Source organism: Sediminicoccus sp. BL-A-41-H5, assembly GCF_050632405.1.
In the GTDB taxonomy this organism is placed as follows: domain Bacteria; phylum Pseudomonadota; class Alphaproteobacteria; order Acetobacterales; family Acetobacteraceae; genus Roseococcus.
Window position 1 is genome coordinate 223,865 of sequence record NZ_CP192601.1, and the last position, 13,254, is coordinate 237,118.

16 protein-coding genes and 1 pseudogene are annotated in these 13,254 nt (G+C 70.4%); 14 read left to right on the forward strand and 3 right to left on the reverse strand.

The features are described 5' to 3' along the window. Nucleotides 1–131 precede the first annotated feature (131 nt). From ACQ860_RS01105 to ACQ860_RS01130, 6 genes are all read left to right on the forward strand, one after another. Nucleotides 132–1,415 (forward strand): amidohydrolase family protein, encoded by a 1,284-nt coding sequence (locus ACQ860_RS01105; RefSeq protein ID WP_431301564.1) that lies wholly within the window; start codon nucleotides 132–134, stop codon nucleotides 1,413–1,415. A 54-nt stretch (nucleotides 1,416–1,469) separates the two neighbouring features. Continuing rightward, the gene (gene ltnD, locus ACQ860_RS01110; protein WP_431301565.1) at nucleotides 1,470–2,384 is read left to right on the forward strand and encodes an L-threonate dehydrogenase; all 915 of its coding nucleotides are present in this window, start codon (nucleotides 1,470–1,472) and stop codon (nucleotides 2,382–2,384) included. A 63-nt stretch (nucleotides 2,385–2,447) separates the two neighbouring features. Continuing rightward, nucleotides 2,448–2,621: a hypothetical protein gene (locus ACQ860_RS01115; protein WP_431301566.1), complete on the forward strand. Its 174-nt coding sequence runs from the start codon at nucleotides 2,448–2,450 to the stop codon at nucleotides 2,619–2,621. Between the two features lie 36 nt (nucleotides 2,622–2,657). Then, entirely contained in the window at nucleotides 2,658–2,810 is a 153-nt protein-coding gene (locus ACQ860_RS01120) for a hypothetical protein (RefSeq protein ID WP_431301567.1), read from the forward strand. Between the two features lie 113 nt (nucleotides 2,811–2,923). Next, nucleotides 2,924–3,778, forward strand: coding sequence for a transporter substrate-binding domain-containing protein (locus ACQ860_RS01125; RefSeq protein ID WP_431301568.1), 855 nt, complete (start codon nucleotides 2,924–2,926; stop codon nucleotides 3,776–3,778). 54 nt (nucleotides 3,779–3,832) lie between these two features. Continuing rightward, the gene (locus ACQ860_RS01130) at nucleotides 3,833–4,621 is read left to right on the forward strand and encodes a substrate-binding periplasmic protein (protein WP_431301569.1); all 789 of its coding nucleotides are present in this window, start codon (nucleotides 3,833–3,835) and stop codon (nucleotides 4,619–4,621) included. 13 nt (nucleotides 4,622–4,634) lie between these two features. Here the strand turns inward: ACQ860_RS01130 and ACQ860_RS01135 are convergent, their stop codons facing one another. After that, a complete protein-coding gene (locus ACQ860_RS01135) occupies nucleotides 4,635–5,303 on the reverse strand; it encodes a hypothetical protein (RefSeq protein ID WP_431301570.1) in 669 nt (222 codons plus the stop codon). A 114-nt stretch (nucleotides 5,304–5,417) separates the two neighbouring features. Between ACQ860_RS01135 and ACQ860_RS01140 the strand changes: the two genes are divergently transcribed. Next, the gene (locus tag ACQ860_RS01140) at nucleotides 5,418–6,491 is read left to right on the forward strand and encodes a glycosyl hydrolase family 8 (RefSeq protein WP_431301571.1); all 1,074 of its coding nucleotides are present in this window, start codon (nucleotides 5,418–5,420) and stop codon (nucleotides 6,489–6,491) included. Nucleotides 6,492–6,495: 4 nt separating this feature from the next. Here the strand turns inward: ACQ860_RS01140 and ACQ860_RS01145 are convergent, their stop codons facing one another. Next, entirely contained in the window at nucleotides 6,496–7,266 is a 771-nt protein-coding gene (locus ACQ860_RS01145; protein ID WP_431301572.1) for an exodeoxyribonuclease III, read from the reverse strand. 112 nt (nucleotides 7,267–7,378) lie between these two features. Here ACQ860_RS01145 and ACQ860_RS01150 point away from each other — a divergent pair, with 112 nt between their 5' ends. Then, nucleotides 7,379–7,603 (forward strand): hypothetical protein, encoded by a 225-nt coding sequence (locus ACQ860_RS01150; RefSeq protein ID WP_431301573.1) that lies wholly within the window; start codon nucleotides 7,379–7,381, stop codon nucleotides 7,601–7,603. Here the strand turns inward: ACQ860_RS01150 and ACQ860_RS01155 are convergent. Beyond that, nucleotides 7,584–7,934 (reverse strand): HesB/IscA family protein, encoded by a 351-nt coding sequence (locus tag ACQ860_RS01155; RefSeq protein ID WP_431301574.1) that lies wholly within the window; start codon nucleotides 7,932–7,934, stop codon nucleotides 7,584–7,586. The two genes, ACQ860_RS01150 and ACQ860_RS01155, sit on opposite strands and share 20 nt — an antisense overlap. A gap of 77 nt (nucleotides 7,935–8,011) precedes the next feature. Between ACQ860_RS01155 and ACQ860_RS01160 the strand changes: the two genes are divergently transcribed. From ACQ860_RS01160 to ACQ860_RS01185, 6 genes and pseudogenes are all read left to right on the forward strand, one after another. Continuing rightward, a complete protein-coding gene (locus tag ACQ860_RS01160; protein WP_431301575.1) occupies nucleotides 8,012–9,172 on the forward strand; it encodes a deoxyguanosinetriphosphate triphosphohydrolase in 1,161 nt (386 codons plus the stop codon). Nucleotides 9,173–9,463: 291 nt separating this feature from the next. Continuing rightward, nucleotides 9,464–10,444: a Bug family tripartite tricarboxylate transporter substrate binding protein gene (locus tag ACQ860_RS01165; RefSeq protein ID WP_431301576.1), complete on the forward strand. Its 981-nt coding sequence runs from the start codon at nucleotides 9,464–9,466 to the stop codon at nucleotides 10,442–10,444. A 187-nt stretch (nucleotides 10,445–10,631) separates the two neighbouring features. Next, a complete protein-coding gene (locus ACQ860_RS01170) occupies nucleotides 10,632–11,744 on the forward strand; it encodes an S-(hydroxymethyl)glutathione dehydrogenase/class III alcohol dehydrogenase (protein ID WP_431301577.1) in 1,113 nt (370 codons plus the stop codon). 8 nt (nucleotides 11,745–11,752) lie between these two features. After that, a complete protein-coding gene (locus tag ACQ860_RS01175; RefSeq protein WP_431301578.1) occupies nucleotides 11,753–12,379 on the forward strand; it encodes a tyrosine-protein phosphatase in 627 nt (208 codons plus the stop codon). Nucleotides 12,380–12,486: 107 nt separating this feature from the next. Beyond that, nucleotides 12,487–12,657, forward strand: a pseudogene (locus tag ACQ860_RS01180) (transposase); the annotation flags it as partial. Further along, nucleotides 12,636–13,238 (forward strand): IS5 family transposase, encoded by a 603-nt coding sequence (locus tag ACQ860_RS01185; protein ID WP_431301579.1) that lies wholly within the window; start codon nucleotides 12,636–12,638, stop codon nucleotides 13,236–13,238. The pseudogene ACQ860_RS01180 and the gene ACQ860_RS01185, both read left to right, overlap by 22 nt. The last annotated feature ends 16 nt before the right edge of the window (nucleotides 13,239–13,254 follow it).

Sequence of the window (13,254 nt, forward strand, 5' to 3'; positions counted from 1 at the left end):
GCCGATGCGCGCCCGCGACAAGGGCCCTGGTGTCACGGGCCATGGCTGGACGCATGCGCCCGCCCGCGCTTGTCTGGCCGCCGGAGCCGGGGGGGGGACGCGTGCCGCATTGTGACCTGTTGATCGAGGGCGTGACCCTCATCCCCTCCGCCTTCGAGGCCCCCGTGACCGGGGCGCGCATCGCCATCACCGATGGCCGCTTCGTGGCCCCCGCGCCCGGCATGACGGCGGACCGCCATCTCAACCTCGCGGGCCATCTCGCGGTGCCTGGGCTGGTCAACACGCATCTGCACAGCGCGCTGGTGATGGTGCGCGGCACGGCGGAGGATATGGGCTTCGCGCCCTCCTATACGAAGGGCGTGCCCCAGGCGCAGATGCTCACACCGGAGGAGACGGTGGCCCTCGCCCGCCTCGGCGCACTGGAGGCGCTGCTGGGCGGCTGCACGCTCATCAACGATGTCTATGTGCATGCGCGCCATTCGATGCCCGCCATCGCCGATCTCGGCCTGCGCGTCTGGGGCTGCAACCGGCTGCATGACGTGGATTTCGACGCCGTGCTGGAGGGACGCTGGGAGCACAAGGACGCCATCGGCGCGGCGATGATGGAGGAGGCGGAGGAGATGATCGCCCGCTTCCACGGCCAGCCCCGCATGGGCATCCAGCTCGCCCCCCACGCGCCGGACACCTGCTCCACGCCCTATCTGGAGCAGCTGCGCGACCTGGCGGCACGGCACGATCTCGGCCTGCAGACGCATCTCTGCCAGAGCCCGGCCGAGCTGAAGCGCATTGCCGAGCGCGAGGGCTGCACGCCGGTCGAACTGCTGGCCCGCCTTGGCATGCTGCATGACCGGCTGGTGGCGGCGCACTGCATCCACGTGACCGAGGGCGATATCAGGGCGCTGGGTGCGGCCCGCGTGCATGTCGCCCACATCCCGAAGAACAACGCGGCGAGCGGCCGCCATGCGCCGACCCGTGCGCTGGCCGAGGCTGGCGCCCGCATCACGCTCTCCACCGACAACCGCCATGGCGACATGGTGGAGGCGATGCGCTGGGGCCTCTGCATGGGCCGCATCCAGACCGGACGCGTCGAGGATTCCTGGCAGCCCGAGCACATGCTGCACGCGGCCACCCAGGCGGGCGCCGACGCGATGGGTCTCGGCCATGAACTCGGCCGCGTGGCGCCGGGCTGTCTCGCGGACCTGACGATCATCAACCTCGCCCGTCCGCACCTCGTGCCGCACAACGACCCGCTGGGCACTCTGGTGCATACGGGGCAGGGGCGTGATGTCAGCCACGTCATCGTGGCGGGCGAAGTGCTGGTCGAGGACGGCCGCCCCACGCGCTGCGACATGGCGGAGGTGATGCGCGACGGTGCGGCCGCCGCCGCCGCCGTCTGGGCCCGCGCCAGCGGTTGACGCTGCCCGGCCAGCGGCCCAAGGCTGCATGGCGAAGCGAGAGGGAGCGTGGGCATGAAGGTGGCGGTGATCGGGCTCGGCAGCATGGGCGGGGGGGCCGCCACGAGCGCGCTGCGCGCCGGCCTGGATGTGACCGGCGTGGACCCGAGCGAGAAGGCCCGCACCGCCTTCGGCAACCGCGCCGTGGCGCGTGGCGCCGATCTCGATGCCGGGCAGCAGGTCGTGCTGGTCCTGACCGTGAACGCCGCCCAGGCCGAGCGTGCCCTCTACAGCGAGGAAGGCGCGGCCCAGCGCCTGGCCCCTGGCGGCGTCGTCATCTGCTCGGCCACCATGGCGCCGGCCGATGCGAAGCGCCTCGCCGGAGAAGCCGCCGCGCGCGGCCTGCTCTATCTCGACGCCCCCGTCTCCGGCGGCGCGGTCGCCGCGCGCGAGGGACGGATGACGGTGATGGCCTCCGGCAGTGCGGAGGCCTTCGCCGCCGCCAGGCCCATGCTCGATGCCATCGCCGGCCAGGTCTGGAACCTGGGCGCCGAGCCGGGGCAGGGGGCGGCCATGAAGGTGGTGCACCAGCTCCTGGCCGGCGTGCACATCGCCGCCGCGGCCGAGGCGATGGCGCTGGCGCTGCGCGCGGGACTCGATCCGCACACGGTCTATGGCGTGGTGAACGGCGCCGCCGGCGCCTCGTGGATGTTCAAGAACCGCATGGCCCATGTGCTGGCGGGGGACGACACGCCGCTGAGTGCCGGCGACATCTTCGTGAAGGATCTCGGCCTGGTGGAGGCCATGGCGCGCGAATCCGCGCTCCCCGTGCCGCTGGCGGCCCAGGCGCTGCAACTCTTCGTGGCCCAGCGCGCGATCGGCCAGGGCGGGCGGGACGACGCCTTCGTGCTGCGCGTCTGGCAGGCCATCGCGGGCTTCGCGCTGCCGGGCGAGCCGGGCGGGGCCGAGGCGCGGAAGCCTGAGGTGTGAGGAATAGAACAAAGCAAGAAAATTAGGCTTGCGTTTACGGTTTGTTCGTGTTCTCTGAGAGGCATGAGCACGACCTATCCCCATGCGGACAGCCTCCGCATCCCGCCCAAGCCCCGCATGGCCCGCGCCCAGCCGGCGAATGCACGCCCGCTCGATGCCCTGGCGCTGCAACTGATCATCTCCGCCGCCTCGGCCTTCGGCCTGTCCTGGCTGCTGAGCCACCTCATCATTGGCTGATGGACCGGGGGGCCGCGCCATGCTGCACTGCGCCGCATGCGATGCTGGCTCCTTCTCCTGACGTTGCTGTTGCCGGGCTGCGCCTATCTGCGGGGCGCGCCCGAGATCGCCGTGGCGCCCGATCCCGTGGTCTACCCGGCGCCGGCCCAATTGCCCCGCTACCTCCCCTGGATCGGTCCAAGGTCCTGATGGGATGAAGCTTAAGTTTTGGATGTAAAGCACATCTGACACTTGATCTGTCGGGCTGGTCGCCGCACCCTCTCAAAATGATCAACAGGCGAACAATTCCTGTTCTCCCTGCGTTGGCATCTCCTGCGTCGGAATGGCTGGCGAATGCATGCGATTCGTCCGGCGCCGCGGGTGCCGCCACGCGGCGCCTGCTGCTCGCCGCGCCCTGGATCGCATCCCTCGCCCCTGGCGCGGCGCGGGCCGATGCGCCGGATCAGGGCCTGCGCCGCATCCTCGCCCGGCGTGAATTGCACATCTTCGTCAGCCTCGGCGTGCCGCCCTTCGGCATGCTCGACGCGATGGGCGAGCCTGCCGGTTTCGACGTCGCCATCGGGCGCATCCTGGCCGAGGGCCTGGGCGTGCGCCCCGTCTTCCACAATGTCCCGCCCAGCGAGCGCATCGGCCGGTTGCGCGCGGGCGAGGGCGACATCACCGCCAATGTGACGGTGACCACGGCGGATGCCCGCCTGGTCCTGCTCACCTCGCCCGTCACCCGGGCCGACATCGTGCTCGCCTCCTCCGTGCGCCACGTCATCCGCCGCCCGGCCGAACTCGAGGAGCATGCCGTGGGCGTGCTGGGCGGCGCGGGGCTCGAAGGCGCCGTCGCCGAGACCCTGCCCATGAAGACGCGACTGCAGGTCTATGACACGCGGGCCGATCTCGCCACGGCCTGCGCGCAGGGGCTGGTCGAGGCGGTGGTGCTGCGCCGCCCGGTGATGACGCGCTTCCTGACGGACTATCCGGGCCTCGGCCTCACGCATCGCTTCATCCTCACCCGCCGGTGGATGTCGGTGGGTGTGCGCTTCGGCGAGCATGACCTGCTGCGCGCGCTGAACAGCCTCATCTTCCTCGCGCGCACGGGCGGCCGGCTCGCGGCGCTCTCCGAGCTGATCCTTGCAACCCCGCAGCCCGATTTGCCGAGTTTTTGAGAGTCGCCCGGTTTTCGTTTGGCGGCCAATACAACCCTGCGTAAGTTCAACATGATGCTTTTTGCTCGTCGCGCCCTTCCTGGCCTTGCCGCCGCCGCCGTGGCGGCCTCCGCGCGCGCGAACCCGCCCGGCGGCGCGCTGGGCCGGATCCTCGCCCAGGGGCGCATCCGCATCGGCGTCTGGATCGAGGGCGGGCCCTATGGCTTCCGCCGGGCGGACGGCACGCTCTCCGGCATGGAGGTGGAGACGGCGCGCGATATCGCCCGCTCCCTCGGCGTCGAGGCCGAGCTGGTGCCCCTGGCCTTCAGCCAGCGTTTCCCGATGGTGGCCGAGGGCGGCGTGGACATCGCCTGCGCCGTGATGCTGATCACGCCCGAGCGCCTGCGCCAGGTGGCCTTCGCCGCGCCGCATGGCGAATTCACCACCGTCCTCGCCACCACGCGCCACCTCCAGGTGACGAGCCTGGCCGATCTCTCCGGCCGGCGCATCCTCACCCTCTCCCATGAGATGCTGGGCGAGGATCCGGGCCTGCCGCCCGATGCGGAGATCCACCTGATCCCGAACTACGAGCACGCCGTCTCCATGATGCATGCGGAGCAGGCGGCGGCGGTCGTCGTCGGCCTCACCACCTTTCGGCGCATGGCCATCGCGCACCCGGAGGAGGAGATGCGCATCCTGGCCCCGCTGGGCGAGTTCCGCTACGCCGTGGCCCTCCCGCAGGGCGAGCCGGACCTGCAGCGCTTCCTCAACACCTGGGTCTTCCTGCGCGACGAGGACGGCACGCTCGCCACCCTCCATGAGACCTTCTTCGGCGGGCCGCGCCCGGTCGTCGCGCGGCTGTGAGCGTCCTCGGCCGTCAGCCGCAATCGGCGGAGCCGGGGCGGCAGATCACGCGCCGCCGCGCCGCCATGGTCGAGTCCTCGATCGCGGGGTCGGTCAGGACGAAGCCGAGGCCGAGGGCCGGCACCGCCGGATTGGCCAGGCCGAAGCTGTTCCCGGGCTCCGGATCGGCGGTCACCACCACCTCCATGAAGCTGCCCTCGCTCGCATCGGGGCGCCAGCGCTGGCGCCAGACATGTCGCGGCATGCCGCGGATCTGCTCGGCCCAGCTCTCGGTCTGCAGCGGCGGGCCCAGCCCGTCGGAGGCGTTGCGGAACACCTCGATCACGTTCTGCGAGCCGGTCAGGGGCGTGAAGGCCTCGATCCGGCTGACGCGCGCGCCCCGGCTCGGGTCCATCACCAGCACGACGCGGATCGCGGGGCAGATCAGCGGCGCGCCGCTCGGCATGCAGCCATCATCGGTCGGCACCGCGAGGATGAGGCGGCTCACGCCATTGGGCAGGGCGCGCGGCGCCTCGATGGTCAGCCAATCGGCCGAGCCCAGCTCGCGCAGCACTTCCTCCTCGGAATCGTCGAGCTCGATCTGCCGCGCCACGCCCAGCAGGTCATGCGGGGTCGGCTGCGCCCCGGCGATGCGGGGCAGGGCCGCGGCGAGGCCGAACATGAGCAGAAAAGCCAGGCGCATCACGCCCTCCAGACGATGTCCCACGGTGGCGCAATTCCATCGTGACGCTATCCGTACCCTACGGGTCGAAGTGTGTCGTTGACTTAGCACAAACGTGAACAAAGAGCATGTTTTTTGGAGTGTGACCCCGCCCTGCCGTCTCTGCCTCGCCGCGGGCTGATCCCTGCCGTTCTGGCCGGCGTCTCGCTCAGCCGAACGGCGCTCGCGACCCCGCAGCAGGACTGGCACGCCTTCGAGCGGCGCTTCGTGCTGCCCGAGGGCCGCGTGGTGGACAATGGCAACCGCAACGTCTCGCATTCGGAGGGGCAGGGCTACGGCCTGCTCGCGGCGCTGCGCGCCGGTGACCAGCCGACCTTCGACCGCATCGTCACCTGGACGATGAACAATCTGAAGCGGCCGACGGACAACCTCTTCGCGTGGCGCTGGCAGCCCGACACCCAGCCCGCCGTCACCGACCTCAACAATGCGAGCGACGGCGACATCTACATCGCCTGGGCGCTGCTGGAGGCCAGCCGGATCTGGGCCAACCCGGTCTATCGCCGCATGGGCCAGGCCATCGGGCGCGATCTGCTGCGCCGCTGCGTGGTCCAGGTCGGGCCGCGCTGGGTGCTGCTGCCCGGCGCCTTCGGCTTCCAGAGCCGGCACCGCGTCGTCATCAACCTCTCCTACTACGCCTTCGCCGCGCTGCGCGTGATCGCCCAGCACCTCCCCGATCCCGCCTGGGAGCGGCTGGAGCGCGATGGCCTCGCGCTGATCCGCGACAGCCGCTTCGGCATGTACCAATTGCCGCCCGACTGGCTGGAACTGCCGGCCGATGGCGGGCGCTCCGTCATGGCGGAGGGCTGGCCCAAGCGCTTTTCCTTCGACGCCATCCGCATCCCGCTCAACCTGGTCTGGGCCGGGCTCGCCCAGGAATCGGCCGTGAGTTCGGCCATCCGCTTCTGGGCGACGCCGACGCAGCGCGGCATGCCGGCCTGGGTGGACCTCATGACCAATGTGACGCCGACCTATCCCGCGCCGCCCGGCATCGCCGCGATCGCGCGCCTCTCGGAGGCGGCGCAGGCGGGGCAGGGGAATCTCGCGCGCATGCCCAAGGTCGAGGCCGCGCAGGACTATTATTCGGCAGCGCTGGTGCTCCAGGCGCGGCTCGCCTGGCATGACCACTCGCTGAGCCAGGCGGCCCCCTGAAGGGTCAATCCGTCCATTCCACCCAGACCGGCGCATGGTCCGAGGGCTGGTCCTCGGCGCGGGCCGCCACATCCACGGCCGAGGCGGTGAGCCGCTCGGCCAGTTCCGCCGAGAGCAGCGCGTGGTCGATCCTGAGGCCGCGATTGGTCTCGAAGGCCGCGCCGTAATCCCAGTAGGTGTAGGGCGCATCCACCGGGTGCAGGGCACGCAGCGCGTCCGTCAGGCCCAGATGCTCGAGCGCACGCCACCGCGCCCGGCTTTCGGGGTGCACCAGCGCATCGGTGGGCGGCAGCGCGCCGGGGGCGAGGTCGCGCTCGGTCGGGCAGACGTTGAAATCGCCCAGGATGGCAAGCGGCGTGAAAGCATCGAGCCGCGCCGCCGCCCATTCGCGCAGCCGGTCCATCCAGCGCCATTTATAGGCCATGCCCTCGGCGCCACCGCTATTGCCATTGGGCAGGTAGATCCCGGCGGCGGTGACCCCCGCCGCCCGCACAGCGAGGAAGCGCGCCTGCGCGTCCTCCGCCTCGCCGGGCAGGTTTTCGGCGATCACGTCGAACTCCACGCGGCCGAGTACGGCCACGCCGTTGCGCCCGCCCGGCTGGCCCAGCGCATGGATGCGATAGCCGGTGCCCGCGAGTTCGAGGGCCGGGAACTCCTCCGTCTTGCACTTCAGCTCCTGGAGGAAGACGAGGTCCGGCTCATGCCGCGCCAGGAAGCGGGCCAGGTGAGGCACGCGGCGGCGGATCGAATTCACGTTGAAGCTGGCAAGGCGCATGCGCCTGTTGTGGCGGGCGCGGGCTCTCTCGGCAAGCGCGGCGCGTTTCCGCTTTGCGTTCGTCTCGATTTGTGGGATAGTCTCTTTCTTGGATGCAATTCCGAGAATTTGGATGAATCGGCCCGCCGCCGCGCCCAGCCGTACCGTCTCCGCACGGGCCGGAGACGCGACTCCGGAGCGGCCGGAGATCAGCCTCCATCTCACCGTCACGCTGACCTGCGTGTTTTCGGCCTTCGGCCTCGCGGCCGGGATGGTCGTCGGCCTGATCTACGGCGCGCCCGCCGCGACGGCGCTCGTGCTCGCCAGCGGCCTCGCGCTCAGGCCACGGCGAAGCTGACGCCGCAGCCGCAGCCGCTCACCGCCTGCGGGTTCCGCACCACGAAATGCGAGCCGATCAGCGCCTCGTGCCAGTCGAGCTGCGAGCCGTCGAGGAAATCGAGCGAAACGGCGTCCACGAAGACGCGCGTGCCGTTCTGCGCCACCACCAGGTCGTCCTCGCCCGCCGCATCCTCGAGCGCGAAGCCGTATTGCAGGCCGGAGCAGCCGCCGGCCGAGACCGTCACGCGCAGGCCGGCCTGCGCGCGGCCTTCGCGCGCGGCGATGGCCGCGATCTCTTCGGCGGCGCGGGGGGTGACGTGGAAGGCACGGGCGGGCTGGCCATCGGGCATGGGAAATCTCCTGGAACCCAATCTAGGGCCGCGGGTTCAGGATTTCCACCACCGTCCCGGCCTGATACCCCTTGCCCATGCAACCTCTGCCTGCCCTCCAGCATGCCCCCTGGGCGGTGACCTCCTCCCGCGGCCGCCTCCATGCGGAGCCGGAAGACGCGCATCGCAGCCCCTGGCAGCGCGACCGGGACCGCATCATCCATTCGCGCGCCTTCCGCCGGCTGCAATACAAGACGCAGGTCTTCGTCTTCCATGAGGGCGACCATTTCCGCACGCGGCTGACGCACAGCATCGAGGTGGCGCAGATCGCCCGCAGCCTGGCCCGCCGGCTCGGCCTCGACGAGGACCTGGCCGAGGCGCTCGCACTCGCCCATGACCTCGGCCACCCGCCCTTCGGCCATGCGGGGGAGGAGGCGCTGGACGCGGCCATGCGCCCCCATGGCGGCTTCGACCACAATGCCCAGAGCCTGAAGCATGTGACGCTGCTGGAGCGCCGCTACGCCGGCTTCGACGGCCTGAACCTGACCTGGGAGACGCTGGAGGGCCTGGCCAAGCACAATGGCCCGGTGCGGCGCCCCGCACGCTACCTCGCGGAATACAACGCCCGCCATGACCTGGAACTCGCCAGCCACGCGAGCGCCGAGGCGCAGGTCGCCGCCATCGCGGACGACATCGCCTACAACAATCATGACCTGGAGGATGGCATCCGCGCCGGCCTCTTCACCGTGGAGGAGGTGGCCGAGCTCCCCATGCCGGGTGCCGCGCTGGCCGCGGCGCGTGCCACCCACCCGCACCTGCCCGAGGGCCGCGCCGCGCCCGAGATGGTGCGCCGGGTCATCGCGGCCATGATCAACGACGTGGCGGAGGAGACGGCGCGGCGCATCACGGCGCTGGCGCCCGGATCGGCCGCCGACATCCGCGCCGCGCCCGCACCCGTGGTCGCTTTCAGCGCCCGCATGGCGGAGGCGAATGCGGAGGTCCGCGCCTTCCTCTTCGAGCGGATGTACCGGCATTTCCGGGTGAACCGGGCCACGCAGAAATCGAAGCGCGCCCTGCAGATGCTCTTCCAGCTGCTGCATGGCGGCACGCAGATGCTGCCGGATGAATGGCGCAGGCGGGCCGGCGAATCCGGCACGCCCAGTGCGGCCGAGGTGGTCTGCGACTACATCGCCGGCATGACCGACCGCTTCGCCCTGGAGGAGCATCGCCGCCTGACCGACCCGCATGTGACCGGATAGGCGGGGAGGGGCTGGATCAGCGCGCGCCGCCGCGCATGTAGCGGCGCTCGGGCCGGTAGCCGATCCAGCGGCGGAATTTGTGCCCGAGCTTGGTGAAGAAGGCGGCGAACATCGTCGTCAATTCCCGTTGAACACCGCGGTTTTGGCGGGGGGGTGAGGCGGCTCTATGCCCGATCCGGGGCAGCTTTGTGGCAATGCGGTAAAGATTGCCTTGCGAACCCTCTCGCCCTCGTGGCCGTCCTGGCCCATCCTGCGTGACAGAAGATCAACAATCCGAGGAACCCCACCCAGATGACCACCCGCCGCACCCTGCTGGCCGCCGGCTTGGCCGCGCCCGCCCTGCTGCCCGCCGGCAGCCTTGCGCAATCCGCCTGGCCCGAGCGGCCCGTGCGCGTCATCGTGCCCTGGCCGCCCGGCGGGAGCACGGATGTGCTCTGCCGCATCGTCTGTGAGCGGCTGCAGCAGATCACGGGCCAGCCCTTCGCCATCGAGAACCGCCCCGGCGCGGGCGGCAACATCGGCGCCGACGCAATCGCGAAATCCGCGCCCGATGGCTACACGATGGGCCCGCTGACGCTGGGTGTCTGGGCCATCAGCCAGTTCCTGTTCACCCGCATGCCCTTCGACGTGGACCGGGAGATGCAGCCGATCTCGATGCACTGGGAATTGCCCAATGTCATGGTCGTCTCCTCCCAGCATACGCCCGCCCGCACGGTCGCGGAGTTCATCGCCTTCGCCAAGGCGCGGCGGCAGGGCGTCTCCTACGGCTCGCCCGGCGTGGGCACCACGGCGCAGCTCTGCGGCGCGCTGTTCTGCGACCGCCAGGGCATTGACGGCGTCCACGTGCCGTTCCGGGGCGCCGCGCAGATCGCCCCCGCCATGCTCGCCGGCGACCTGACCTTCGCCATTGATAACCTCGCGAGCTATGTCCCCATCGTCCAGGAAGGCCGGATGCGCGCGCTGGCCGTGACCAGCGCCGAGCGTCACCCGGCCCTGCCGGACGTGCCGACCATGGCCGAGGCGGGCATCCCGAACTTCGTCGTCACCTCCTGGTGCGCCTTCGGCATGCCGGCGGGCGTGCCCGCGCCCATCGTGGCCCGCGCCAGCCAGCTCATGCAGCAGATCGCGGCCGAGCCCGCCATGCAGGAGCGTTTCCTGCGCACCGGCGCGCATGCGCGCGGCTCCTCGCCCGAGGTGGTGTGGGAGCGCGCTCGCCGCGAACGTCCGCTCTGGCAGGAGATGGTGCGCATTTCCGGCGCGCGGCTGGACTAGGCACCGCCTGTCCCGCATGGCGCGCCACATCTGGCGTGGCGCGCCATCTGAAGGCACACTCCGGCCCACGCCGAATCCGCGGCGAACAGCCGCGGCGCGCGGCGACCAACCGTTTCGCCAGAGCGCCCGGCCTGAGGCGCGAAGCCAAGCGCGCGGAGCGAGCGCCCGGCGTCTGAGGGCACGAATCATGCAATCACGAGCGGCGGTCGCCTGGGCCGCGGGCCAACCCCTGACCATCGAGACGGTGGAGATCGGCGGGCCCAAGCCCGGCGAGGTCCTGGTCGAGGTGATGGCCACCGGCATCTGCCACACCGACGCCTATACCCTCTCCGGCGCCGACCCCGAGGGGCTCTTCCCCGCCATCCTGGGCCATGAGGGCGCGGGCATCGTGCGCGAGGTGGGCGCGGGTGTCACGACGCTCAAGCCCGGCGACCATGTGATCCCGCTCTACACGCCGGAATGCCGGCAGTGCAAAACCTGCCTCAGCCAGCGCAGCAACCTCTGCACCGCGATCCGTGGCACGCAGGGCAAGGGCGTGATGCCGGACGGCACCAGCCGCTTCCGCTGCGAGGGCACCCAGGTCATGCACTACATGGGGTGCTCCACCTTCGCGAACTTCACCGTCCTGCCCGAGATCGCGCTCGCCAAGGTCCGCGAGGACGCGCCCTTCGAGAAGATCTGCTACATCGGCTGCGGTGTGACGACGGGCATCGGCGCCGTGATCAACACCGCCAAGGTCTGGCCGGGAGCGACCGTCGCCGTCTTCGGGCTCGGCGGCATCGGGCTCAACGTGATCCAGGGCGCGCGGCTGGTGGGCGCCGACAAGATCATCGGCGTGGACATCAACCCCGCGCGCGAGGAGATGGCGCGGCGCTTCGGCATGACGCATTTCGTGAACCCCGATGCGGTGGGCCGCGACAAGGTCATCCAGGCCATCCAGGACCTGACCGATGGCGGCGCCGATTTCAGCTTCGAATGCGTGGGCAACACCACGCTGATGCGCCAGGCGCTGGAATGCACCCATCGCGGCTGGGGCACCTCCATCATCATAGGCGTGGCGGCCGCGGGGCAGGAGATCTCGACGCGGCCCTTCCAGCTCGTCACCGGGCGCAACTGGCGGGGGACGGCCTTCGGCGGCGCGCGCGGCCGCACCGACGTGCCGAAGATCGTGGACTGGTACATGGAGGGGAAGATCGAGATCGACCCGCTCATCACCCACGTGATGCCGCTGGACAGGATCAACGACGCCTTCGACCTGATGCACAAGGGCGAGAGCATCCGCAGCGTCGTGGTGTATTGAGCGGTTCCGTGGCCTGGCTGAACTCGCTCTTCGTGGATCACGCCTTCCTGCGCATTTCCTGGCGCAACTGGGGGGTCGTGGACAGCGGGCGGCTCTACCGGTCCAACCACCCGCTGCCCTGGCAGATCCGCGAGGCGGTGCAGCGCCATGGCATCCGCAGCATGATCAACCTGCGCGGCCACCGCACCACCTGCGGTTCGGACGCGCTGGGCCGGGCGGCGGCGGCGGAGCTGGGCCTCGTGCACGCCGACCAGCCCTTCGAGAGCCGGGGCGCGCCGCACAAGGACCGGCTGCTGAAGCTGATCGCGCTCTACCGCAGCCTGCCGCAGCCCATCCTGATCCATTGCAAGTCGGGCGCGGACCGCACGGGGCTCGCCGCCGGCGTCTGGCATCTGCTGCAGGGCCGGGGGGCGGCGGCGGCCATGTCCGAGCTCTCGCTGCGCTACGGCCATATCGCGGCGGCGCGCACCGGCATCCTGGACGCCTTCTTCGCCGCCTATGCCGAGGCCGAGGCGCGCGGCCTCGATTTCGAGACGTGGCTCGCGACGGAATATGACGAGGCGGCGCTGCGGGCCGGCTTCAAGCCGCAGCCCATCGCCGCCTGGTTCACCGATTCGGTGCTGCGGCGGGAATAGGCGGCGTTCCGCCTCAACGCATCATGCTCTAGGCTCCAAACCCAATCAGGTCTGGCTTCGACACGTTGCGATGTGATTCGCTGCCTTCGTTCAGGGGGGCGACGCGGATGGCGCATGGGTTTTGGCTGACGGATCGGCAGTGGGAAGCGATCGCGCCGCTCCTGCCGCAGAACCAGCCCGGGGCACGTCGGGTGGACGACCGGCGTGTGCTCAGCGGGATCGTGCACATGCTCAAGCATGGCGGCCGCTGGCAGGATTGCCCTCGGATCTATGGCCCGCCCACCACGATCTACAATCGCTATCACCGCTGGTCGCAGCGCGGCATCTGGACGCAGATGTTGACCGCGCTGGTACAGGCGACGCCAGGTGGTCTGCAGTTGATCGACAGCACGACAGCCAAGGCACAGCGCGCGGCGGCGGGCGGAAAAGGGGGGCCGAGTTCCAGGCCATTGGCCGCTCCCGCGGCGGTCGCGGGACCAAGATCCACCTCGTAACCGATGGCACGGGCCGCGTTCTCACCTTCGTCGTGACGCCCGGCCAGATGGGCGACATGCGCCCCGCTCACGACCTACTCGCCCGCCTGCCCCCGTCAGCCAAGCTCCTGGCCGACGCGGCCTATGACAGCAACGGCCTGCGTGCGTTTCTCGCCGAGCGGGGCACCCTGCCGGTCATCCCGAACAACCCCACCCGCAGGCGGTTCCATCCCTTCGACAAGACTGCCTACCGAGCGCGAAACGCCATCGAGCGAACCTTTAGCCGGCTGAAGGACTGGCGCCGCATCCACACCAGATACGACAAGCTCGCCAACAACTTCGCCTCGGCCGTCGCCATCGCAGCCGCAATCATCTGCTGGTGCTGAATGAGTCTCGAGCCTA

Coding starts and splice junctions, on each gene's coding strand:
- ltnD (WP_431301565.1), top strand. CDS start 1,470: ATGAAGGTGGCGGTGATCGGGCTCGGCAGCATGGGCGGGGGGGCCGCC.
- ACQ860_RS01115 (WP_431301566.1), top strand. CDS start 2,448: ATGAGCACGACCTATCCCCATGCGGACAGCCTCCGCATCCCGCCCAAG.
- ACQ860_RS01120 (WP_431301567.1), top strand. CDS start 2,658: ATGCGATGCTGGCTCCTTCTCCTGACGTTGCTGTTGCCGGGCTGCGCC.
- ACQ860_RS01130 (WP_431301569.1), top strand. CDS start 3,833: ATGCTTTTTGCTCGTCGCGCCCTTCCTGGCCTTGCCGCCGCCGCCGTG.
- ACQ860_RS01135 (WP_431301570.1), bottom strand. CDS start 5,303: ATGCGCCTGGCTTTTCTGCTCATGTTCGGCCTCGCCGCGGCCCTGCCC.
- ACQ860_RS01145 (WP_431301572.1), bottom strand. CDS start 7,266: ATGCGCCTTGCCAGCTTCAACGTGAATTCGATCCGCCGCCGCGTGCCT.
- ACQ860_RS01150 (WP_431301573.1), top strand. CDS start 7,379: ATGAATCGGCCCGCCGCCGCGCCCAGCCGTACCGTCTCCGCACGGGCC.
- ACQ860_RS01155 (WP_431301574.1), bottom strand. CDS start 7,934: ATGCCCGATGGCCAGCCCGCCCGTGCCTTCCACGTCACCCCCCGCGCC.
- ACQ860_RS01160 (WP_431301575.1), top strand. CDS start 8,012: ATGCAACCTCTGCCTGCCCTCCAGCATGCCCCCTGGGCGGTGACCTCC.
- ACQ860_RS01165 (WP_431301576.1), top strand. CDS start 9,464: ATGACCACCCGCCGCACCCTGCTGGCCGCCGGCTTGGCCGCGCCCGCC.
- ACQ860_RS01170 (WP_431301577.1), top strand. CDS start 10,632: ATGCAATCACGAGCGGCGGTCGCCTGGGCCGCGGGCCAACCCCTGACC.